This window comes from Streptomyces sp. Pv4-95, assembly GCF_045782725.1.
GTDB lineage: Bacteria > Actinomycetota > Actinomycetes > Streptomycetales > Streptomycetaceae > Streptomyces.
Map to the genome: position 1 here is coordinate 3,430,456 of NZ_CP127172.1, position 20,716 is coordinate 3,451,171.

The 20,716-nt window shown below is 72.9% G+C and carries 19 protein-coding genes; 10 read left to right on the forward strand and 9 right to left on the reverse strand.

What is annotated here, in order from left to right:
- The first annotated feature begins 270 nt into the window (after nucleotides 1-270).
- Both QOM21_RS14985 and QOM21_RS14990 read left to right on the forward strand, forming a co-directional pair.
- Nucleotides 271-765 carry a hypothetical protein gene (locus tag QOM21_RS14985; RefSeq protein ID WP_407550439.1) on the forward strand — a complete coding sequence of 165 codons (495 nt, stop codon included), beginning with the start codon at nucleotides 271-273 and terminating at the stop codon, nucleotides 763-765.
- A 207-nt stretch (nucleotides 766-972) separates the two neighbouring features.
- Nucleotides 973-2,334 (forward strand): cytochrome P450, encoded by a 1,362-nt coding sequence (locus QOM21_RS14990; RefSeq protein WP_407550441.1) that lies wholly within the window; start codon nucleotides 973-975, stop codon nucleotides 2,332-2,334.
- Between the two features lie 42 nt (nucleotides 2,335-2,376).
- Here the strand turns inward: QOM21_RS14990 and QOM21_RS14995 are convergent, their stop codons facing one another.
- Nucleotides 2,377-3,267, reverse strand: coding sequence for an EamA family transporter (locus QOM21_RS14995; RefSeq protein WP_407555679.1), 891 nt, complete (start codon nucleotides 3,265-3,267; stop codon nucleotides 2,377-2,379).
- Between the two features lie 273 nt (nucleotides 3,268-3,540).
- Here QOM21_RS14995 and QOM21_RS15000 point away from each other — a divergent pair, with 273 nt between their 5' ends.
- Nucleotides 3,541-4,404, forward strand: a complete 864-nt coding sequence (locus tag QOM21_RS15000) for a LysR family transcriptional regulator (protein ID WP_407550443.1) — start codon at nucleotides 3,541-3,543, stop codon at nucleotides 4,402-4,404.
- A 36-nt stretch (nucleotides 4,405-4,440) separates the two neighbouring features.
- Here the strand turns inward: QOM21_RS15000 and QOM21_RS15005 are convergent, their stop codons facing one another.
- Together QOM21_RS15005 and QOM21_RS15010 are read right to left on the reverse strand one after the other, a co-directional pair.
- The gene (locus QOM21_RS15005) at nucleotides 4,441-7,362 is read right to left on the reverse strand and encodes an FAD-binding and (Fe-S)-binding domain-containing protein (RefSeq protein WP_407550445.1); all 2,922 of its coding nucleotides are present in this window, start codon (nucleotides 7,360-7,362) and stop codon (nucleotides 4,441-4,443) included.
- Between the two features lie 27 nt (nucleotides 7,363-7,389).
- Nucleotides 7,390-8,931 carry an FAD-binding oxidoreductase gene (locus tag QOM21_RS15010; RefSeq protein ID WP_407550447.1) on the reverse strand — a complete coding sequence of 514 codons (1,542 nt, stop codon included), beginning with the start codon at nucleotides 8,929-8,931 and terminating at the stop codon, nucleotides 7,390-7,392.
- Nucleotides 8,932-8,985: 54 nt separating this feature from the next.
- Here QOM21_RS15010 and QOM21_RS15015 point away from each other — a divergent pair, with 54 nt between their 5' ends.
- The 3 genes from QOM21_RS15015 (at nucleotide 8,986) to QOM21_RS15025 (ending at nucleotide 11,845) form a co-directional block, all read left to right on the forward strand.
- Nucleotides 8,986-10,035, forward strand: coding sequence for a helix-turn-helix transcriptional regulator (locus tag QOM21_RS15015; RefSeq protein ID WP_407550449.1), 1,050 nt, complete (start codon nucleotides 8,986-8,988; stop codon nucleotides 10,033-10,035).
- Nucleotides 10,036-10,121: 86 nt separating this feature from the next.
- The gene (gene serC, locus QOM21_RS15020) at nucleotides 10,122-11,240 is read left to right on the forward strand and encodes a phosphoserine transaminase (RefSeq protein WP_407550450.1); all 1,119 of its coding nucleotides are present in this window, start codon (nucleotides 10,122-10,124) and stop codon (nucleotides 11,238-11,240) included.
- 149 nt (nucleotides 11,241-11,389) lie between these two features.
- Nucleotides 11,390-11,845 carry a PPOX class F420-dependent oxidoreductase gene (locus tag QOM21_RS15025; RefSeq protein WP_407550452.1) on the forward strand — a complete coding sequence of 152 codons (456 nt, stop codon included), beginning with the start codon at nucleotides 11,390-11,392 and terminating at the stop codon, nucleotides 11,843-11,845.
- 28 nt (nucleotides 11,846-11,873) lie between these two features.
- Here the strand turns inward: QOM21_RS15025 and QOM21_RS15030 are convergent, their stop codons facing one another.
- On the reverse strand, nucleotides 11,874-12,872 hold the full coding sequence (locus tag QOM21_RS15030) for a hypothetical protein (protein ID WP_407550454.1): 999 nt from the start codon (nucleotides 12,870-12,872) through the stop codon (nucleotides 11,874-11,876).
- 100 nt (nucleotides 12,873-12,972) lie between these two features.
- Here QOM21_RS15030 and QOM21_RS15035 point away from each other — a divergent pair, with 100 nt between their 5' ends.
- Entirely contained in the window at nucleotides 12,973-13,689 is a 717-nt protein-coding gene (locus QOM21_RS15035) for a GDSL-type esterase/lipase family protein (protein ID WP_407555680.1), read from the forward strand.
- A gap of 105 nt (nucleotides 13,690-13,794) precedes the next feature.
- On the forward strand, nucleotides 13,795-14,793 hold the full coding sequence (locus tag QOM21_RS15040) for an aldo/keto reductase (protein WP_407550456.1): 999 nt from the start codon (nucleotides 13,795-13,797) through the stop codon (nucleotides 14,791-14,793).
- A gap of 180 nt (nucleotides 14,794-14,973) precedes the next feature.
- Here the strand turns inward: QOM21_RS15040 and thpR are convergent, their stop codons facing one another.
- The 4 genes from thpR to QOM21_RS15060 form a co-directional block, all read right to left on the reverse strand.
- The gene (thpR, locus tag QOM21_RS15045) at nucleotides 14,974-15,540 is read right to left on the reverse strand and encodes an RNA 2',3'-cyclic phosphodiesterase (protein WP_407550457.1); all 567 of its coding nucleotides are present in this window, start codon (nucleotides 15,538-15,540) and stop codon (nucleotides 14,974-14,976) included.
- A 101-nt stretch (nucleotides 15,541-15,641) separates the two neighbouring features.
- Entirely contained in the window at nucleotides 15,642-16,208 is a 567-nt protein-coding gene (locus QOM21_RS15050) for a GNAT family N-acetyltransferase (protein WP_407550459.1), read from the reverse strand.
- Between the two features lie 183 nt (nucleotides 16,209-16,391).
- On the reverse strand, nucleotides 16,392-17,816 hold the full coding sequence (locus QOM21_RS15055) for an MFS transporter (protein ID WP_407550462.1): 1,425 nt from the start codon (nucleotides 17,814-17,816) through the stop codon (nucleotides 16,392-16,394).
- Nucleotides 17,817-17,844: 28 nt separating this feature from the next.
- Nucleotides 17,845-18,282: a MarR family winged helix-turn-helix transcriptional regulator gene (locus QOM21_RS15060; protein ID WP_407550464.1), complete on the reverse strand. Its 438-nt coding sequence runs from the start codon at nucleotides 18,280-18,282 to the stop codon at nucleotides 17,845-17,847.
- Nucleotides 18,283-18,412: 130 nt separating this feature from the next.
- Here QOM21_RS15060 and QOM21_RS15065 point away from each other — a divergent pair, with 130 nt between their 5' ends.
- Nucleotides 18,413-18,649, forward strand: coding sequence for a hypothetical protein (locus QOM21_RS15065; protein ID WP_407550466.1), 237 nt, complete (start codon nucleotides 18,413-18,415; stop codon nucleotides 18,647-18,649).
- Here QOM21_RS15065 and QOM21_RS15070 read toward each other — a convergent pair.
- Nucleotides 18,642-20,111 carry an NCS2 family permease gene (locus tag QOM21_RS15070; RefSeq protein WP_407550468.1) on the reverse strand — a complete coding sequence of 490 codons (1,470 nt, stop codon included), beginning with the start codon at nucleotides 20,109-20,111 and terminating at the stop codon, nucleotides 18,642-18,644. The genes QOM21_RS15065 and QOM21_RS15070 overlap by 8 nt on opposite strands.
- A gap of 251 nt (nucleotides 20,112-20,362) precedes the next feature.
- Here QOM21_RS15070 and QOM21_RS15075 point away from each other — a divergent pair, with 251 nt between their 5' ends.
- The gene (locus tag QOM21_RS15075) at nucleotides 20,363-20,623 is read left to right on the forward strand and encodes a DUF2530 domain-containing protein (protein ID WP_407550470.1); all 261 of its coding nucleotides are present in this window, start codon (nucleotides 20,363-20,365) and stop codon (nucleotides 20,621-20,623) included.
- Nucleotides 20,624-20,716 lie beyond the last annotated feature (93 nt).

Here is a 20,716-nt window from a genome sequence, read left to right on the forward strand (position 1 = left end):
TACGGGTGCGGTGTGGTGCGGTGCGCTCCGAGCGTGGCAGCGTCGACAGAAACAATCAAGCACGCCTGCATGATTTTCTCCCCGGACACCACCGCCAAGTCGGTGAATAAGGCGCGCCGACCGGTGAGCGGCGGCGCAGCCGGTCAGACCTAAGGGGACCGCTCTCGTACCCCTCGACCTCGCTCGCCCCTTCTCACCCCGCTCACCCCTTGCTTCGCTCCCCTCTCGCCCAGGTTGTGTGTGTTCCACGGAAGGACGGCCCGAGCCGCGATGCGCTCCACCGCACTGACCCTCTGCGCAGCCACCTTCACAGCCCTGCTGGCCTGCGGCGCGACCCCTGCCGCCGGCGCCACGGCGCACCCCGCCCCCGCACCGCACCGCGCCCTGCGGCTGCTCGCCCCGCCGCGCATCGTCACGGTGCAGGGGGAGCTGAACCGCCTGACCGCGAGATGCCCCGCCGGCTCCTACGTGATCAGCGGCGGCTTCGAGATCTCCGGCTACGAGATCGAGCAGACCGTCACCGCCTCCCACCCCACCACCGCGGGCGACGGCTGGGTGGTCAGCGCCGACTCGATCAACCCGGAACTGCTCAAGCAGCTGGAGGTCGTCCAGGCCAAGCAGGACGCCGTGGACAACGCCACCACCGACGCCCAACGCGAGGCGGCACAGAAGGAGTTGGAGGAGGCGCAGCGGATCGCCTACAACATGCCGCAGCGCGCCCCCGTCAACGGCGCGGTGTACGCGGTCTGCTCCACCGGCGCCTGAGCCGGCGCGCCGGAACGCCCCGGGGCGGGACCGAGCGCGACCCGTGCGCGGCGCCGGGCTCCCGGCGCTTCCCGCGCCGTCCCCGTCACCCGGTGCGTTGCCGGTGACCGGCCGTTCCCGCCTGGTAGACGGAGGGAGGCGGCACCGGGCAGCCGCCCGGGGCCGGTCCCGGCCGCCGCGGAGAGTTCACACCTGCCTGGAGGGGCCATGTCCGTGTCGCCGTCCGTTCCGCTGCGCCCCGTCGCCGGGCCGCGGGGGCTGCCGTGGCTCGGGAACCTCCCGGAGTTCGGCAGCGACCCGCTGGCCTTCCTGGTCCGTCTGCGGGAGGACTTCGGGGACACCGTGGCCTGGTCACTGGGTCCACGGCGGAGCCTGTTCCTCGCCCACCCGCAGCACATCGCCGAGATGCTGGCCGCCCGGGAGCAGACCTTCGAAATCCTGGAGATCGGCTGGGCGTTCAAGCAGCTGGTCGGCCGCAGCGTCATCCGCAGCCGGGGCGCCGACTGGCGTCGCAAACGCTCCCTGGTGCAGCCGACCGTCCGTCCCCGGCAGGTCCGCGGGTACGCCACGGCCATGGTCGACTGCGCCCGGCTGGCGGCCGAGCAGTGGCGGGACGGCGACCGGCTCGATGTGCACCGGGCGATGGCGCTCATCACCCGGCGGATCGTGCTGCGCACCCTGTTCGGCAACGATGACGCGGAGGGGACCCGCGCGATCGGCGACGCGATGGCCCTGGCCGAGCGGGTGGTCGGCGACGAACTCCGAGGCATCAACCTCTTCCTGCCCGACTGGGTGCGCACCCCCTCCCGGCGGCGGCTGCTGACCGCCGTCGCCGCCATCGACGCGGAGGTGCACCGGCTGATCGGCGCGCGCCGGGCGGCGGGAGCGGCGGCCGAAGGGCGGGACGACCTGCTGGGCCGACTGCTCGCGGCGCGTGACGAGGGAGGCGGGCCGCTCTCGCCCGTGGAGGTCAGGGACGAGGCCGTCACGCTCTGGGCGGCCGGCCACGAGACGACCTCCACCGCGCTGACCTGGGCCTGGTATCTGCTGTCCGGCGCCCCGGAGGTGCGGGCGCGGCTGGACGACGAGTTGGCGCGGGTGCTCGGCGGCCGTCTGCCCGGCTTCGACGACTACGAGCGGCTGTCCTACACCGGCCAGATCGTCAAGGAGACCCTGCGGCTGTACCCCCCGGCCTGGCTGATTCCCGCCGTGGCCGGGGAGGGCGCCACGCTGGGCGGCCGGGGCATCCGGGCCGGGACGACCGTGTGGTGCAGCCAGTGGGCCACCCACCGCGACCCCCGGTGGTTCCCGGAGCCCGCGGCGTTCCGGCCGGAGCGGTGGGCACCCGACGCGCGGGACGCCGTCCCCGACCACGCCTGGTTTCCGTTCGGCGGCGGCCCGCGCGCCTGCCTCGGCGCGCGCTTCGCGCAGGTCGAGGCGGTACTGCTGCTGGCGACACTGGCGCAGCGCTTTCATCTGGACGTCACCCCGCGAGAGGTCCGCCCCGCGGTCGGCCTGCTGCTCCAGCCGGCCACGCGGCTGCACGCCACCCTGCGCGGCACCGGCTGAACCCGGGCTGCGCGCGCGACGGTGCCCCGACGCCGTGCCGGTTCAGCTGTGCGAGGACGCCCCCGCGCTGCGTACCGCGCCCACGCTCGCGACGACGACCAGGCCGATCGCCAGCACCTCGACCCAGCCCAGCGCCTGGTGCAGGACCAGGAATCCGGCGGTGGCCGCGGCGGCCGGCTCCAGGCTCATCATGACCGCGAAGCCGGAGGCGGGCAGCTTGCGCAGGGCGAGCAGTTCCAGCGTGTAGGGCAGCACCGACGACATCAGGGCGACGGCCGCGCCCAGGCCCAGGGTGACGGGGTCGAGCAGCGCGGCGCCCGCGCTCGCGACGCCGAGCGGGAGGCTGAGCACCGCGGCGACGGTCATGGCCAGCGCGAGCCCGTCCGCCTGGGGGAAGCGTTGGCCGGTACGGGCCGAGAGCAGGATGTACGCGGCCCACAGCCCGCCGGCCGCCAGGGCGAAGCCGGCGCCGGCGAGGTTCAGCCCGTCGAAGCCCTCGCGGCCCAGCAGCACCACACCACCGAGCGCCAGCGCTGCCCACAGCATGCTCAGCGCCCGCCGTGAGGTGGCCACCGACAGGATCAGCGGACCGAGGAACTCCAGCGTGACCGCGGCGCCCAGCGGGATGCGGTCGATCGCCTGGTAGAAGAGCGAGTTCATGCCGGCCAGCGCGACGCCGAAGGCGACCACCGTGGCCCAGTCGCCGCGGCTGTGGCCGCGCAGCTTGGGGCGGCAGACGATCAGCAGCACCAGCGAGGCGACGACGAGCCGGAGGGTGACGACGCCCAGCGCTCCGGCGCGCGGGAAGAGCAGCACCGCCACCGAGGACCCGAACTGGAGCGAGACGATGCCGCCGATGACCAGCGCCACCGACACCAGCCGCCCGCGCGCCCCCGCGGGACCCGCCGCAGCGGCCGCCGCCTCCGCCGTCATGACCTCCGGCGAGGCGGGCACCGGGTGGTGGACCGACCCGTCGTGGGCCTGGTCACCGGAGGCCGGGCCGGCCGAAGCGGAAGCGGTCGCGGCCCCACCGGCGGTGGCGCCGGACGAGGCGCCGCGGGACGAAGTGGCGGAGGGGTCGGTGGGGGCGGAAGTGGCCGCTATGGGGCCATCGGAGCCGGCGGGGGAAGAATTCACACCCCCACGCTAAGGGCCATCCTTCCGGTCCGTGAAATGCCGTTTCCCCTGTTGTTATGCTCCACACGCATGACCATCGAGCTGCGTCATTTCCGCTGCTTCCTCGCCATCGCCGACACGCTCAGCGTCACCCGCGCCGCGGAGCGGCTGCACCTGACCCAGCCGGCCGTCTCCCGCACCCTGCGCCAGCTGGAAGAGGAACTGGGCGTCCGCCTCGTCGACCGCTCCACCCATCACCTCGCGCTCACCCCCGAAGGCACCGGCTTCCGGGATCAGGCCGCCATCGCGGTGACCGCCTTCGACCGGGCGCTGGGGCACCCGCACCGGGGCTGGCCGCTGCGGCTGGGCCACGCCTGGTCGGCGGCCGGCCGGTACACCACCGTGCTGCTCCGGCGCTGGCACGAACGGCACCCCGACACCCCGCTGGAGCTGCTGCGGGTCGACGACCGCACGGCGGGGCTGGCCCGCGGCGACGTCGACGCGGCCCTGCTGCGCGGCGAGGTCAGCGCTCCCGGGCTGGTCACCGAGCAACTGACCACCGAGCCCCGGGTGGCCGGACTGCCGGCCGACGATCCGCTCGCCGGCCGCGCCACTCTCTCGCTCGCCGACCTGGCGGACCGCACCCTCGCGCTGAACACCGTCTCCGGCACCACCACCCTGGACCTGTGGCCCGCGGGGAACCGCCCGGCCTCGACCATCACCATCGGCAACACCGATGACTGGCTGGCGGCCATCACCGGTGGCCGGGCGGTCGGCGTGACCACCTCCGCCACCGCCGGGATGCACCCGCACCCCGCGATGGCGTACGTCCCGCTGACCGACGCCCCGCCCGTGCCCGTGGTGCTGGCCTGGCGCGACAGCCCCGGCCACCCCCTCATCCCGGATCTGATCGCGCTGGCGCACGAGGTCCTCGGCGAGACCGGCGGCGCCTGAGCCCGGCCCGGTCGGGGCCGGCCGCGGCGGCCGGCCTCACCCGCTCGCCGCGCCCCGCTCCTCCCGCAGTGCCTGGGCGAGCACCTCGGCCAGATGGCGACCGGGCCGTCCGGCGAGCTGGTCGAGCTGGGTGCGGCAGGAGAAGCCGTCCGCGAGGACCTCGGCGTCGGCGGCGGACTCGCGTACGGCGGGCAGCAGGCGGTCCTCCGCGCAGGCGACGGAGACGTCGTAGTGCCCGGCCTCGAAACCGAAGTTGCCGGCAAGGCCACAGCAGCCACCGCTCAACTCCCCTGTCAGACCTGCGCGTTCGCGCAGTCGGCGCTCCGCCGCATCGCCGAGGACGGCGTGCTGGTGGCAGTGCGTCTGGCCGACCACGGGGCGGTCGAGCCGCGGTGGCTCCCAGTCGGGGGCCAGCTCCTCCAGGGCCTGCGCGAAGGTCCGCACGGACGCGGCGATCCGGGCGGCCCGCGGATCGTCCGAGAGCAGCTCGGGCAGGTCCGTGCGCAGCGCCGCCGCGCAGCTCGGTTCGAGGACGACCAGCGGACGGCCGTCCCGCAGCAGCGGATCCAGCGCCTCGACGGTCCGCCGCATGACGGCGCGCGCCTGGTCGAGCTGGCCGGTCGAGACATAGGTCAGCCCGCAGCACAGCGGGCGGTGCCGGCGCGGCCGGGGTGCGCGGCCGGCCGATCCCTTGGGCAGGGTGGGCGGCAGCAGCGGCCGAAGACCGGCGGCTTCAAGGACCTCTACGGCGGCCCGGCCGACCTCCGGGGAGAGGAAGTTGGTGAAGGTGTCGGCCCACAGGAGGACCGTGCGGGCGGTTCCGGCGGCCGGGACGTCCGATGCCTTCCTCCGGCGCCACCACCAGCGGGTGAACGGCTCGGTGGCCAGCCGCGGGATCGGACGCTCGGCGGCGATTCCGGCGAGCCGCTTGCCCACGGCTGCGAGCGGGCTGCGGGCGAGGACGTTGAGCAGCGGCGCGGCCGGCGCCGCGGCGCGCAGCCACTGCGGCAGCCGTCCCATCGCGTAGTGCGCGGCGGGCCGCAGGCGGCCCTCGTAGTGGTGGTGCAGGAACTCCGCCTTGTAGGTGGCCATGTCCACACCGACCGGGCAGTCGCTGCGGCACCCCTTGCAGGACAGGCACAGGTCGAGGGCGTCGCGCACCTCCTCCGACCGCCAGCCGTCGGTGACCACCTCGCCCGCGAGCATCTCGTGCAGCAGCCGGGCCCGCCCGCGGGTGGAGTGCGCCTCTTCCCCGGTGGCCCGGAAGGACGGGCACATCACGTCGGACGAGCCCGCGTTGGCGGTGAGCTGGCGGCACTTGGCGACGCCCACACAGCGCCGCACCGCCGCGGAGAAGTCCCCGTCGTCGTGCGGATAGCCGAACTCCACCGGCACCGGCCGCTTCGGCAGCACCTCGAAGCGGAGGTTGTCGTCCAGGCGGTCGGGGCGTACGAGCATGCCGGGGTTGAGCCCCCCGGCCGGGTCCCACAGGTCCTTGAAGCGGTCGAACAGCCCGACCAGCTCCGGCCCGTACATCTTGGGCAGCAGCTCGGCGCGGGCCTGTCCGTCGCCGTGCTCGCCGGACAGCGAACCGCCGTGCGCCACCACCAGGTCGCCCAGGTCGTAGGAGAATTCGCGGAAGGTGCGGATGCCGGGCGCGGTCAGCAGATCGAAGTCGATCCGGACATGGATGCAGCCGTCCCCGAAGTGGCCGTAGGGCGTGCCGCGCAGGCCGTGCTGGGTCAGCAGGGCGCGGAATTCGCGCAGATAGGGGCCGAGTCGGGCGGGCGGCACGGCGCAGTCCTCCCAGCCGGGCCACGCCTCGCTGCCGTCGGGCATCCGCGTCGCGGTCCCCGACGCGTCCTCGCGCACCCGCCACAGCGCCCGCTGCCCGGCCGGGTCGGAGACGACGGCGTGGTCGGTGAGGCCGTCGGCCGCCGCCCGGCACAGCGCCTCGGCCGCGGCCGTCGCCTCGGCGCGGCTCGCGCCGCCCGTCTCCACGAACAGCCAGGCGCCGCCCTTGGGCAGCCCGGCGGCGCTGCCGACCAGGTCGGCGGCCATGCCCTCGACGGTCAGCGGGCCGTGCGGCAGCAGGGTGTGCGCGGCCTCGGCCGCCGCGCTCTCGTCCGGGTAGCCGAGCACCGCGAGCGCCCGCGCCGCCGGGGTCCGTACCAGCCGCACGGTGGCCTCGGTGAGCACGCCGAGGGTGCCCTCGCTGCCGGTGAGGGCGCGTGCCAGGTCGGTGTCCGCCTCCGGGAGCAGGGCGTCCAGCGCATAGCCCGAGATCCGGCGCGGCAGCTCCGGGTAGCCGGTGCGCAGCAGCGCCAACTCCCCGTCCACCAGGGACTTCACCCCGTCCCGCAGCCGCGGCGGCAGACCGGTGGGCGCGCCGCCGGCGTCGGTGCCGCGCCCGGCCCGCACCCGCTCCCCGCCGTACGTCAACAGCTCCAGCTCGTGCACACTGTCGGCGGTGGTGCCCCAGGCCACCGAGTGCGAGCCGCAGGAGTTGTTGCCGATCATGCCGCCGAGGGTGCAGCGACTGTGCGTGGAGGGGTCCGGGCCGAACGTCAGGCCGTGCGGTGCGGCCGCGGCCCGAAGGTCGTCCAGGATCACGCCGGGCTGGACGACGGCCGTCCCGGCGGCCGCGTCCAGGGACACGATCCGCCGCATGTGCCGCGTGAAGTCCAGGACGACCCCGACGCCGGTGGCCTGCCCCGCGATGCTCGTCCCGGCGCCGCGCGCGACCACGGGCACGCCGTGTTCGCGGCACACCCGCAGCGCCGCCGCGACGTCCTCGGCGTCCCGGGGGGCGACGACCCCGCGGGGCACCCGCCGGTAGTTGGACGCGTCCATCGTCATCAGCGCCCGGTCGGCCGTGGTGAAGGAGACCTCCCCTCGTACCGCGGCCGCCAACTCCTTCTCCAGTTCCCGCTTCTCGTTCTCCGTACGATCAGCCATGCCCCCAGCCTGCCCACTCGATCCGGTTCATGGCGCCTCGGCATGCCCGTCACCGGCGACGGATGTGGGCGAGGAGACGGCTCCGGCGGGCCCGGCGGCCGCGAGCGGGTGGAAGCGGAAGATGTCGGCCGGATCGTGCGCCGCCTTCAGCGCGGCCAGCCTGCGGTGCAGGTCGTCGCCGTGCGCGCTGCGGGCCACCGCCGCCGCGTCCGGCCGCGTGCCGTGATCGCCGAGCAGGAAGTTCACGCTGCGGCCGAGCCGCCACGGCGCGACCTCCGCCAGCGCCGCCTCGTGCAGCGCCCGAGCGGTGCGCAGATCCGATGCCGGGTTCCCCGCGTCCAGGGGCGAGAGCACCCGCAACGCGAACCGGGCGTCGCGGTGTCCGACCGCGTCCGCCACGGACGGCCGCGCAAGCGCGCCCCCGAGGTGGTTGAGCTGGACCACGCACATCACCGGCGCGTCCGGCCCGGTCAGCCGTGCCACCCGCCGCAGCGCGGCCGCGTCGAGCCCGCTGAGCAGCGCGTTGTCGCCGAGGTAGGCGTGCGGATCGCTCGGGTCCCGGTGGATGGTGTGCGACTCGGCGTACGGCATCTCGCGGAGGTCGTCACCGGCGAGCGGGCCCACCGCGCGCAGCGGAGCCACCAGCTTCTCCCCCTCCCGCGCACTGCCGGTGTACGCGATACGGATCTGCGCGAGGCTGCGGCCCCGCAGCGACGGAGGCAGCTGCGGGAGGTCCGGGTAGGTGATCAGCGCGACCGAGGACGTCAGGGTGTCCGGAACGGTCCCGGTCCACCGCAGGTAGGCCGCCAGCGCGTCGTCGATGCGGTCCGCGCCGAACACCAGCTGCCCGCCGTAGACCCGGGCCACCGGCAGCAGCCCGAACTCCATCGCGGTCACCACACCGAGGCCGTGGCCGCCGCCGAGCAGCGCCCCGAACAGCTCCGGGTCGCTCGTGGCGGTCAGGTGCCGCTGCCGGGCGTCGGCGGTCACCAGGTCGACGGACCGGACGTGGTCGGCGGCGAATCCGAAGGTGCGGGCCAGCACGCCCACCCCGCCCCCGAGGGTGTACGAGACGACGCCGACGCCGGGCGAGGAGCCGTTCAGCGGCGCCAGTCCGTGCCGGGCGGCCTCCTCGACGACCGTGCCCCACACGGTGCCCGCCTCGACCCGCGCGGTGCCCGCGGCGGCGTCCACCCTCACGCCGGACATCCGTCGCGTGCCGATCAGCAGCCCGCCGTCGGTGGCCGCGGCCAGCCCGTGACCGGTGGCCTGTACCGCGACCGGCAGCCCGTGCTCCCGGGCGAAGCGCACGGCGGCGGCCACGTCGTCGGCGCACGCCGCCCCGACGAGGACTGCCGGACGGTGCCGGTGGGCCACCTGGAAGCCGGACCGCTCGTCGTCGTACCCCTCGTCGCCGGGGGCCAGGACAGGCCCGCGGACCTGCCGGGCCAGGTCGGCCAGGGCGCCGGGGGCGGGCACGGGAGGTGCAGTGGCAGCAGCCGTGCCAGGGGTCCCGCCGCGGGAAGCGGCGGCGTCACGACGGTCCTGGATGCGTTCGTTGGTCTCCATGCCGCGCACTCTGGCGCGATAACCTGACAGCTGCCGTCATATATAAAAGCGGGCGTGAAGTCCGACCGCCTGCTGTCCCTCCTGCTGCTCCTCCAGACCCGCGGCACGGTCCCCGCATCGGAGCTCGCCGAGCGGCTGGAGGTCTCCACCCGCACCGTCTACCGCGACGTCGAGTCCCTCTCGGCGGCCGGTGTCCCGGTCTACGCCGAGCGCGGCCGGCACGGCGGAATCGCTCTGCTGCCGGGATTCCGCACCGACGTGACGGGGCTGACCGCCGACGAGTCCCGCGCGCTGTTCGTGCTGGCCGCCCAGGGCGCGCACACCGCCCTCGGCCTCGACGACGCCCTCGGCTCGGCGTTGCGCAAGGTGATGGCCGCGCTGCCCGCCCCGCACCGCCCGGCCGCGGAACTCACCAGCCGGCGCATCCTCGTCGACCCGGACCGCTGGATGGCCCGGCCCACCCACCCCGCCGTGGACGTCGACGAGCTGAGCACCGCGGTCTTCACCGACCGCCGGCTGCGCCTGCGCTACCGCCACAGCGGCGCGACGACGCCGCGGACGTACACCGTCGACCCCTACGGCCTGGTGGCCAAGGCCGGCATCTGGTACCTCGTCGCCGACCGGCGGGGCAGACCACGGCTGCTGCGCACCGACCGGATCCTGGCGGCCACCGTCACCGACGCCCCGGTCCGCCGCCGGCCCGGCGTGGAACTCGCGGACGTGTGGCAGCTGCTGCGGCGCGAGGTGGAGGAGCGCTCGGCGCCGGTGCGGGTGACCGCCCGGATCCGGCGCGACCGGCTGGACCTCGCCGTCCGCATCCTCGGCGCGGCACTGACCGGACCGCCACGAACGGGTGACACCGAGGACGGCGCGGCGGGCGGCACCGGAGCCACCGGCGAAGCCGCCGGCGATTCCTGGGTCACCGTCGAGCTGGCGTACCCGGTGCTGCGCGCCGTCCGCCAGCTGCTGCAGTTCGGCGACTCGCTCGAAGTGCTCGACCCGCCGGAGGCCCGGCAGGTCCTGGCCCGCGCCGCCGCCGAGGTCACCGCTCTGTACGCCGCGGACGACGCGGGCCCGGTGCCCGGCGCGCCGCCGGAGGGCTGAGGCGCCGTCTCACCAGGAGACCGATCGCCATCTCATCCGGTGGACGCACCGCCAGGGCCCCGGGCGCGACGGATTAGGCTTCCGCTGTGGCTGATATCCAGATCCCCGCTGACATCAAGCCCGCCGACGGACGCTTCGGCGCGGGCCCCTCCAAGGTGCGTACGGAGGCGCTCGGCGCCCTCGCCGCCACCGGAACCTCCCTTCTCGGTACGTCCCACCGCCAGGCCCCGGTCAAGAACCTCGTGGGCAAGGTGCGCGACGGCGTACGCGACCTCTTCCAGCTCCCCGAGGGCTACGAGGTCGTGCTCGGCAACGGCGGCTCGACCGCGTTCTGGGACATCGCGACCCACGGGCTCATCGAGAACAAGTCCCAGCACCTCTCCTTCGGTGAGTTCTCCTCCAAGTTCGCCAAGGCCGCCAAGCTGGCGCCCTGGCTGGAGGAGCCCACCGTCATCTCCGCCGACCCGGGCTCGCACCCCTCGCCGGCTGCGGAGCAGGGCGTGGACGTCTACGCCTACACCCACAACGAGACCTCGACCGGTGTCGCGGCCCCGATCAAGCGGGTCGCGGGCGCGGACGAGGGCTCCCTGGTCCTGGTCGACGCGACCTCCGGCGCCGGCGGCCTCCCGGTGGACATCACCGAGACCGACGTCTACTACTTCGCCCCGCAGAAGTCCTTCGCCTCCGACGGCGGCCTGTGGCTGGCGGCGTTCTCCCCGGCCGCCCTGGAGCGTGCCCGCAGCATCCACGCGTCCGGCCGCCACGTCCCGGAGTTCTTCTCGCTCCCCACGGCGATCGACAACTCGCTCAAGAACCAGACGTACAACACCCCGGGGCTGTCCACCCTCTTCCTGCTCAACGAGCAGCTGGAGTGGATCAACGGCCAGGGCGGCCTGGACTGGGCGGTGCGCCGCACCGCCGCCTCCGCGCAGAACCTCTACGGGTGGGCCGAGGACTCCAAGCACGCCACCCCGTTCGTCACCGACGCGGCCAAGCGCTCGCAGGTCATCGGCACGATCGACTTCACCGACGAGATCGACGCGGCGGCCGTCGCCAAGGCCCTGCGGGCCAACGGCATCGTCGACACCGAGCCCTACCGCAAGCTCGGCCGCAACCAGCTGCGCGTCGCGATGTTCCCGGCGATCGACCCGGCGGACGTCCAGGCCCTGACGGCCTGCATCGACCACGTCATCGAGAAGCTCTAGCGCTCGGCTGCGACCAGCGCGTCCCCGTGCCCCCGGCGTTCCCTCGCCGGGGGCACGGCGTTTTCCGCGGCCCGCCTCGCCACGGGCGTCCGCCCGAACGGCCGTACCGGGGCATGACGAACCGGCCCGGCTGTGCCTGTATGGAGAGCATGACGACTCCCGCGGAGCCCGGCCTCTCGCCCTTCGTACGCCAGGCGGTCGTGCTGCTCACCACGTACAAGCGTGACGGCACGGGCGTCGGCAGCGCCGTCAACATCGCCGTGGACGGCGACCACGCCTATGTCCGCACCTACAGCAGCTCGGGCAAGGCCAAGCGGCTGCGCAACTTCCCGGAGGCGGAGTTCTGCGCCGCCACCTGGCGCGGCCGGCCCACCGGGCCCAACCACCCCGCCCGTCTGCGCCTGCTGGACCCGGCCTCCCGGGAGTACCGCCGCGCCGAGCGTGCGCTGACCCGCAAGTACCCGCTTCTGCACGGCCTCGTGGTGCCGCTGACCCACCGCCTGAAGAAGGAGCGGACGCTGCACTACGAGCTGCGGCTGATCGAGAACGAGGGCGACGACGGGCCTGCGTCGAGCCGGGATGACAGCACGGACGTCACCTCCTGAGGGATGCCCCCCCTTGGCGCAGGTGGCCCTACCGGCGCCGCCGCAGCAGCCTGCGGAGCGCGATGACCAGCACCGTCGCCGCCACGAAGACCATGGCCCCCTTGCCGAAGCTCGGGTTCAGCGGCGAACCGTCCTCGTCCTGCCCGCCGTTGGCGTCGGATCCGGCGGCCCCGGCCGTCTCCTTGCCCGCCGACTCCGGCAGCTGATCGCCGCTCAGACCGACCGGCCGGACCTCGCTGTCGCCGCCCTCGGAGCCGTACATCAGCGTCCGGCCGTCCGCGGTGAACGTCACCGACTCGCCCTGCTGCTGGATCGGCACACCCACACTGCCGATGTCCCTGGGGCGGCCGTCCTGCCAGCGGTACATCCGGGCCCCGAAGTAACTGCGCATCACCAGCCGGGTGCCGTCGGGCGAGAAGGCCCCGTCGGTCACCCACAGATCGATCGGCGCCACCTTGCGGAAGGTGTTGGTGCCGGACGTGGTGAGGTGCGCAGGGCCCTCGTACAGCGCGCCGCCGCCCCCCTCCTTCTTGCTGGCCAGGTAGACGCGGCCGGTCTTCGGATGCACCATCAGCGCCTCGGCGTCCCGGGGCCCGTCCGCGTACTTCACGGTGAACTGCGCCGCCGTGACCGTGGCGCTGCGCAACTGCTTCGGTTCGGGGAAGCGGTAGATCCAGACGTGGTTCCAGGAGCCGCCGAGGTTGTCCCCGATGTCCCCGACGTAGACGTTGCCGTCCGCGCCGACCGAGATCGCCTCCACGTCGCGCGGATCGCCGACCCCGCGCAGCGTGATGGTGGCGAGCGTCTTGCCGGACGCGCCGTCGACGGCGTAGATGAACGGCCCGTCGTCACTGTCGTTGTGGGTCCAGTAGACGCCGGGGTGCGCGCGGCTGGCGGCCAGCCCGCTGGACTCGGTGATCCTGGGATCGGTGAGGGTGAAGCCGTCGGACTCGTCGGCCGCGGCCGGCGCGACCGCCGCACACAGCACAATCCCCGCGGCACCGGCCGCGCACAGAAGCGAACGCATGGGCACAGACTGCCATCCGCGGCGACACCGCGCGTACGGCGTGTCCAGCGTCACGTACCGGGCCGTAGGGGTTGTCGGCCATCATGGCCGGATGAGGATCATGTTCGTCGGTGACTCGATGACGGTCGGGCACACCGGCGATTTCACCTGGCGCTACCGCATGTGGCAGCACCTGAACGCGAGTTTCGGCGGCCCCTACCGCATCGTCGGGCCGCGCTGCGCGCTCCATGACACCCTCCGCGACACCCCCACCTCACACGACTACGGCGATCCGGGCTTCCCCGGGCCCGCCCGCCGTCATCTCGCCGGCTGGGGCGAGGGCTGGCTGCACATGGCGCCGCTGATCGGGGACGCCGTCCGTCGGCACGACGCCGACACCCTGCTGGTCTCGCTCGGCCTGATAGACCTCGGCTTCTACACGAACGCCGAGCAGACCGCGGAGAACGTGCGGCAGTTCGTGGCGGAGGCCCGCGAGGCCGCGCCGCACATCCGGGCGGTACTGATGCCCGTGATACCCAATGTGCGGGCGGTGACCGACGGCCCGTTCGGCGCGGAGTGCGTGCGCTTCAACGAGCTGCTCGGCAAGGCCGTTGCCGACCTCTCGACGCCCGCCTCCCCTCTGCTGCTGGCCTCCGAGCCTGCCGGGTGGGAGATCCCGCGCGCGACGTACGACGGGACGCACCCCTCGCCCGAGGGCGAGCACCTCCTGGCGGGCGCGTTCGCCGACGCGATGCACCAGGCGTGGGGGGTCGGAGCGGCGTACGGGGCACCGGGGATACGCCGGGTCCGCGAGGCGCACGGGACTCCCGTCGGCTGAGCCCGGACGTGCTGCCCGGGGGCCGGTGCCCACGTCGCTTTCCGCCCACGACGCGCCCCTGCGGCCCTTGATTCGAGCGCACTCGAAGGCGTTGGCTGAGCAGCTATGGAGTACACGCAGCTCGGACGCACCGGACTCAAGGTCAGCCGACTCGTCCTCGGGACGATGAACTTCGGGCCTCAGACCGACGAGGCCGCAAGCCACACCATCATGGACGCCGCGCTCGGCGCCGGCGTCAACTTCTTCGACACCGCCAACGTCTACGGATGGGGCGCGAACAAGGGCCGCACGGAGGAGATCGTCGGCTCGTGGTTCGCCAAGGGCGGCGGCCGGCGCGACAAGACCGTGCTGGCCACCAAGGTCTACGGCAACATGGCGACCGACGGCGAGCCGGTCTGGCCCAACCACGACAAGCTCTCCGCTCTCAACATCCGGCGCGCGGTCGACGCCAGCCTCAAGCGGCTGGGCACCGACCACATCGACCTCTACCAGTTCCACCACGTCGACCGGGACACGCCCTGGGACGAGATCTGGCAGGCCATGGACGTCCTGGTCCAGCAGGGCAAGATCCTCTACGTCGGCTCGTCCAACCACGCCGGCTGGCACATCGCCCGCGCCAACGAGACGGCCGCGCGGCGCGGTTCGCTCGGCCTGGTCAGCGAGCAGTGCCTCTACAACCTCGCGGAACGGCGCGCCGAGATGGAGGTCATCCCGGCCGCCGAGGGCTACGGCATGGGCGTCATCCCGTGGTCGCCGCTGCACGGCGGACTGCTCGGCGGAGCCATCCGCAAGGAGCGGGAGGGCGGCTCGGCGCGCTCTGCATCCGGGCGCTCCGCGGACGCGCTGGCCAATTCCGCGATCCGCGCGCAGATCCAGTCCTACGAGGACCTGCTCGACAAGCACGGCCTGGAGCCGGGAGAGGTCGCGCTGGCCTGGCTGCTCACCCGTCCCGGGGTGACGGGGCCGATCGTGGGCCCGCGCACCACCGACCAGCTCGCCTCCGCGCTGCGCGCCGTCGAGCTGACGCTGCCGGACGATCTCCTCGTGTCCCTCGACGAGATCTTCCCCGGCCCCGGCCCCTCGCCGGAGTCCTTCGCCTGGTGAGTGACGTGCGCCCGGCGGCCCGGCGATGACCGGCCGCCGGGTGCCTGCCGGGCCCGGTGGTCAGCGGAAGGCCGCCGCCACGATCACGACGACGAGCAGCACGGCGAAAAGACCGGACATGATCCGGTTACGGGTTTTGGGATCCACCCCTTGAGCGTAACGGGGCGGGATCCGAACGCTTCAGCGACCCAGGGGCCAGGCGGCCACCGTCTCGTACCGGGGCTGCTTGCCCGCGATGCCGTCGACGGGCGGATGGCTGCGCACCAGGGCCAGTTCCCCGACGGTCCACGGCGTGCCCACGAAGCCGTCCAGGGCGCCCACGAACGGGGCGATGTCCAGGTCGTCGGTGCGGTTCCTGGCGAGTGTGAGGTGGGGGTGGTAGGCGCGGTGCTCCGCCATCGGCACCCCGGCGCGCCGCGCCCCGGCCGCCGCCGAGTCCGCCAGCTTCTGCATGACCGCCCGGTCGCCCTCGGCCCCCGCCCACAGCACCCGGTCGGAGAAGCGTCCCCCGCCGGAGATCCGCAGCTCGTAGGGTGCGTTGCGCCGCGCTGCGCGCGCCAGCCGCTCGTGCAGCTCGGGCAGCAGCTCCTCCGCCACCTCGCCGTAGAAGGCGAGAGTGAAGTGCCACCCTTCCCGTCCGGTCCAGCGCAGCCGGCCCGCCCCCGGGAGGGACTTCAACTTCTGCACCTCGTCGGCCAGTTCGTCGGCGGCGGAGGCGGGCGGCAGGACGGCGGCGAAGAGTCTCATACGGCACAGTCTCACTCGTCGGCCGGCCGTCGCGCCCGGATTTCCGGGCGCCGGGCCGAGCGCGGCGGCCCGACCCGGCCCGCCCTCCGCGGCGGCACTTCTCACCCCGGCAGCGGGATCTCGTAGTGCACGGTCCCGAATCCCGCCCCGTGCTCGCCGGTCTCCCGGGCGTCGCAGACCTCCTTGGCAAGGCTGTCCCAGAAGGCGCGCGCGCCGGGGATGTCGACGTTGGTGTGCAGATAGACCGTGCGGTACCCGCCCTCGGTGGCGGCGAATTCACAGGCCCGCTCGACCATGGCGCGGGCGAGTCCGTGCCGCCGGTGCGCGGGGGCGACATAGACACGTACGAGCTGTGCGGTGCTCCCGGAGGGGTAGCGCTCGGCGATCCACCGGGGGTGAGGCGGATGCGCGGGGCCGCGCGACAGCAGCCCGGTGGTCCCCACCACCTCGTCGCCCGCGACGGCGACGACCAGGCGGTGGCGCGGGTTGTCGAGATAGGCCCCTTGGACATCGATGACATCGGCGTGCCAGGCAGGCACATATCCGTAGGAGAACTCGCGGTAGAAGGTCTCCAGCATGACCCGGCGCGCACCGTCGCAGTCCTGCGGCAGAGCGTCCCGGATGGTGTACGGGCCGGCGCTCTGCGGCTCGCGTCGTCGGTCGTGCACAGCGGTCCCTGGTGGTGTGGCGGCTGGGACCGCCACTCTAGCCTTTAATGACAATGACTTCCATTTCCAGCACGGCCTCCGGTGCGCCCGGCGCCCACCTCCCCGACAGGCCGCCAGGACAGCACCGCGCCCCGCCGGCACGGCCGGCGGGGCGTAATGCGGTGATCGCGGTCGGCGGCGAACTCAGGCAGCCGCCGTGAGGTGCTGCTCCGAGGACGGCGAGACCGTCCGGGGTACGAACGCCACGTGCTGGTGCCCGCGACGCAGATCTATCTTCAGCCGCAGCCCGCCCACCCGGGCGAGGATCAGGCCGATCAGCGCCGCGGCCAGCGCGGAGATCACACCGCCCGCCAGGAAGCCGATCCGGGCGCCCCAGGCGTCCGTGATCCAGCCGACCAGGGGCGCGCCGAGCGGTGTGCCGCCCATGAAGACCATCATGAACAGGCTCATCACCCGGCCCCGCATCAGCGGGTCGGTGGCCAGCTGCACGCTGGAGTTGGCGGTGACGTTGATCGTCAGGCCGACCATGCCGATCGGGGCGAGCAGCGCCGCGAACAGCCAGAACGACGGCGCGAGCGCGGCCGTCATCTCCAGGGCGCCGAACAGCAGCGCCGCGCCCACCAGCAGCCGCAGCCGGGAGGACGCACGGCGGGCCGCGAGCAGCGCGCCGATCAGGGATCCGGCCGCCATGAGGCCGTTGAACAGCGCGTAGGTGCCGGCGCCCTCATGGAAGACCTTGTACGTGAACGCCGTCAGCCAGATCGGGAAGTTGAAGCCGAAGGTGCCGATGAAGCCGACCAGCACGATCGGCCAGACCAGCTCGGGACGTCCCGACACATAGCGCAGGCCCTCCCGCAACTGCCCCTTGCTGCGCGGGACCCGCTCGACCTTGTGGAGTTCCGCGGTACGCATCATCAGCAGCCCGGCGAGCGGCGCGATGAACGACAGGCCGTTGAAGAGGAAGGCCCAGCCGCTACCGAAGGCCGTGATCAGCACACCCGCGACCGCGGGCCCGATGAGCCGGGCGGACTGGAAGTTGGCGGAGTTGAGGCTGACGGCGTTGCGCAGGTCGTCCGGCCCGACCATCTCGACGACGAACGCCTGCCGGGAGGGGTTGTCGAGGACCGTGACCAGGCCGAGGACGAAGGCCACCAGGTAGACGTGCCATACCTGCACGTGGCCGCTGAGGGTGAGCACGGCGAGGGCGAGGCCGGTGAGTCCCATGGCGGACTGGGTGATCAGCAGCAGCGTGCGCTTGGCGAAGCGGTCCGCGATGACACCGCCGTAGAGCCCGAAGAGCAGCATCGGCAGGAACTGCAGCGCGGTGGTGATGCCGACGGCGGCGGACGAGCCGGTCAGGCTGAGCACCAGCCAGTCCTGGGCGATGCGCTGCATCCACGTACCGGTGTTGGACACCACCTGGCCGGTGGCGAAAAGACGGTAGTTCCGGATGCGGAGTGAGCTGAACATGCCCCTGCGCGGCGGGGCGGCGGGGCCGGCGGCGGCACCCGGGGCGGTGCCCGGAGCGGTCGCGGTCGCGTCGCCGGAAACCGCGTCGTGGTGGGAGTTCGGTGCGGGGGCGGAGTCTGCTCCGGATCCCGTACTCAAAGTGGGTTCGCCTCCTCGGCGTGGGTCCTTACAACTGGGCGAGTTTCTCCAGCACGGGCGCGGCGGCCCGGATCTTGGCCCACTCGTCATCGTCCAACCCTGAGGCCAGCTCGGCGAGCCAGGCATTGCGCTTGCGGCGGCTCTCCTCGAGCATCGCCTCGGCCTGTTCGGTCTGCGTGACGACCTTCTGCCGGCGGTCGTCGGGGTGGGGCTCCAGCCGGACCAGTCCCTTGGCCTCCAGCATGGCCACGATGCGCGTCATCGACGGCGGCTGCACATGCTCCTTGCGGGCCAGCTCACCGGGCGTGGCGTGGCCGCACCGGGCGAGGGTGCCGAGCACCGACATCTCGGTGGGGCTCAGCGACTCGTCGACCCGCTGGTGCTTGAGTCGGCGGGACAGGCGCATCACGGCGGACCGCAGCGCGTTCACGGCGGCAGCGTCGTCGCCGCTGGACAGTTCCGGCATGTTCGTTAGCATAACTCATTACCTTTTCTAAGGAAAGTCGCAGGACGAGACCTCCCCTGGATCACCCATTCGGGTGAGGGTGCAGCCGAAAGCGACACGCCCGACCGGATCGCGCGGGGACGGTATTCCTATGGGATCGAGAGTGCTCAGCCTGCGCGTCGACGGGGAGCTGCTGGAGCGCATCAAGCAGCACGCCGCAAAACGCGGAATGAGCGTCCAGGACTATGTGGTCCGGACGCTCATTCGCGATGATTTCGACGAACGCTTTCAGACGTCGGTCGACGAGACGGAGCGGCTGGGCGGCTGGGGCACCGCCCCCGGCCCGGCACCGCACACGGCGCCGCCGCTCGGAACGCGGGTCACCTGACCCCGAGCACCTGCTCGATCGGGTTCAGCAGGAAGTAGACGAGGAAGCACAGCCCGACGGCGTTCAGCAGCCACGGGATCTCCTTGAAGCGACCGGTCGCCGTCCGCAGCAGGATGAAGGCGAGGACGCCCATGCCGATGCCGTTGGTGATGCTGTAGGTGAACGGCATCGAGACCATCGTCAAGAACGCCGGGATGCCGACGGTGAAGTCGCCCCAGTCGATCTCCTTGACGTTCGAGGCCATGATCAGGAAACCGACGACGATCAGTGCGGGCGTCGCGGCCTGCGAGGGCACGACGGTCGCCAGGGGCGTGAAGACCAGCGCCAGCAGGAAGAGACCGCCGGTCATCACGTTCGCAAGGCCGGTGCGGGCCCCCTCGCCGACGCCCGCCGTGGACTCCACGAAGCAGGTGTTGGCGGAGGCCGAGCAGGCGCCGCCGGCCGCGACCGCGATGCCGTCGACCATCAGGATCCGGCCCATGCCCGGCAGGTTGCCGTTCTCGTCGGTCAGTCCGGCCTCCTCGCCGACGCCGATGATCGTGCCCATCGCGTCGAAGAAGCCGGAGAGCAGAACGGTGAAGACGAACAGGCAGCCGGTGAGGAGGCCGACGTCCTTGAAGCCGCCGAAGAGGCTGATCTCGCCGATCAGGCCGAAGTCCGGTGCGCCGACGATGCTGTCCGGGACGTTCGGGACCGCAAGGCCCCACTCCGCGTCCGGGATGGTGGCGATGGAGTTGATGATGATCGCCACGACGGCCATGGTGACCATGCCGATGAGGATCGCGCCCTTGGTCTTCCGCACGACCAGCATGAACATCAGCACCAGGCCGACGACGAAGACCAGCACCGGCCAGCCCGTGAGCTGACCCCCCTGGCCGAGACCCATCGGCACGGTCGTCTGCGCGGCGTCCGGGTTGCGGGTGACGAAGCCCGCGTCGACCAGGCCGATCAGCGAGATGAACAGGCCGATGCCGATCGCGATGGCCCGCCGGAGCCCGTTCGGGATCGCGTCCATCACCCGCTGCCGCAGCCCCGAGGCGACCAGGACCATCAGCACCAGGCCGGCGAGCACGACCATGCCCATCGCGTCCGGCCAGCTCATCTTGGGGGCGAGCTGCAGCGAGACGACGGCGTTGATGCCCAGGCCGGCGGCGATGGCGATCGGGACGTTGCCGAGGACACCCATCAGCACCGTGCTCAGACCGGCCATCAGAGCGGTCGCGGTGACCAGCTGGGCGTTGTCGAGCTGGTGGCCGAACTTGTCATGGCCGGCGCCGAGAATGATCGGGTTCAGCACGATGATGTAAGCCATCGCGAAGAAGGTCGCGAGCCCGCCACGCAGCTCGCGGGAGACCGTCGACCCCCGCTCGGAGATCTTGAAGAAGCGGTCGAAGCCGTTCTTGGGGGGCTTGGGGCCGGGGTCGTGAAGGGCGTCGACCGGCGTGGTGGCCGAGGGCGGCATGCGGGGACCTCAGTCGGACAGGGCCTGGAGGCGGCACGGGGGCCCGGAGGCCCAGAACATGAACAACCGGATCAGATTGGAGGAATCAACGAGCCAAACCAGTCAGATCCAGAAAGGTTCAGTATGAATAAACAATTCCGTGATCGCTATCTCCGCGCGTAGACCCTTGTGCCATATGGCCTCCTCGCGGCCTGCCGGTTTCCGGGCCGCCGCCCGGAACCGCCCTCCGGCCGCCCCGTAAGCTGGGCACCATGTGGAAGAAGTCCGAACTGCGCGAGGCCCCGGCGCCTCTTGAGGGGCCGGTCGTCGGCACGATCACCGGCGGCACCGTCATCTGGTTCGTGCTCTTCCTCGGCCAGCTCCCCTTCTACGGCTGGTACGCCGACCACGACCTCACCTGGTGGGTGTGGACGTGCCTGGCCGGCGGCGCCCTCGGCCTGCTCGGCATCTGGTACGTCCGCCGGCGCGACGCCGCGATCAAGCGCGCGGCGGGAGCCCCGGACGCCACCTGACCCACCCGGCCGCCACGCGATCCGACGCGGCCTCCCCCACCGCCGAACGCCCAGCCGGCAGGTGATTTGCCCCTTGCGCCCGTAACGTCGAGG

What these genes read in the sequence shown, in the direction of transcription:
- QOM21_RS15035 (WP_407555680.1), top strand. Translation starts at nt 12,973, where the DNA reads ATGTTCGTCGGTGACTCGATGACGGTCGGGCACACCGGCGATTTCACC.
- thpR (WP_407550457.1), bottom strand. Translation starts at nt 15,540, where the DNA reads ATGAGACTCTTCGCCGCCGTCCTGCCGCCCGCCTCCGCCGCCGACGAA.
- QOM21_RS14985 (WP_407550439.1), top strand. Translation starts at nt 271, where the DNA reads ATGCGCTCCACCGCACTGACCCTCTGCGCAGCCACCTTCACAGCCCTG.
- QOM21_RS15025 (WP_407550452.1), top strand. Translation starts at nt 11,390, where the DNA reads ATGACGACTCCCGCGGAGCCCGGCCTCTCGCCCTTCGTACGCCAGGCG.
- QOM21_RS15060 (WP_407550464.1), bottom strand. Translation starts at nt 18,282, where the DNA reads ATGCCGGAACTGTCCAGCGGCGACGACGCTGCCGCCGTGAACGCGCTG.
- QOM21_RS15075 (WP_407550470.1), top strand. Translation starts at nt 20,363, where the DNA reads ATGTGGAAGAAGTCCGAACTGCGCGAGGCCCCGGCGCCTCTTGAGGGG.
- QOM21_RS15000 (WP_407550443.1), top strand. Translation starts at nt 3,541, where the DNA reads ATGACCATCGAGCTGCGTCATTTCCGCTGCTTCCTCGCCATCGCCGAC.
- QOM21_RS15065 (WP_407550466.1), top strand. Translation starts at nt 18,413, where the DNA reads ATGGGATCGAGAGTGCTCAGCCTGCGCGTCGACGGGGAGCTGCTGGAG.
- QOM21_RS15010 (WP_407550447.1), bottom strand. Translation starts at nt 8,931, where the DNA reads ATGGAGACCAACGAACGCATCCAGGACCGTCGTGACGCCGCCGCTTCC.
- QOM21_RS15005 (WP_407550445.1), bottom strand. Translation starts at nt 7,362, where the DNA reads ATGGCTGATCGTACGGAGAACGAGAAGCGGGAACTGGAGAAGGAGTTG.
- QOM21_RS14990 (WP_407550441.1), top strand. Translation starts at nt 973, where the DNA reads ATGTCCGTGTCGCCGTCCGTTCCGCTGCGCCCCGTCGCCGGGCCGCGG.
- QOM21_RS15040 (WP_407550456.1), top strand. Translation starts at nt 13,795, where the DNA reads ATGGAGTACACGCAGCTCGGACGCACCGGACTCAAGGTCAGCCGACTC.
- QOM21_RS15070 (WP_407550468.1), bottom strand. Translation starts at nt 20,111, where the DNA reads ATGCCGCCCTCGGCCACCACGCCGGTCGACGCCCTTCACGACCCCGGC.
- QOM21_RS14995 (WP_407555679.1), bottom strand. Translation starts at nt 3,267, where the DNA reads ATGACGGCGGAGGCGGCGGCCGCTGCGGCGGGTCCCGCGGGGGCGCGC.
- QOM21_RS15030 (WP_407550454.1), bottom strand. Translation starts at nt 12,872, where the DNA reads ATGCGTTCGCTTCTGTGCGCGGCCGGTGCCGCGGGGATTGTGCTGTGT.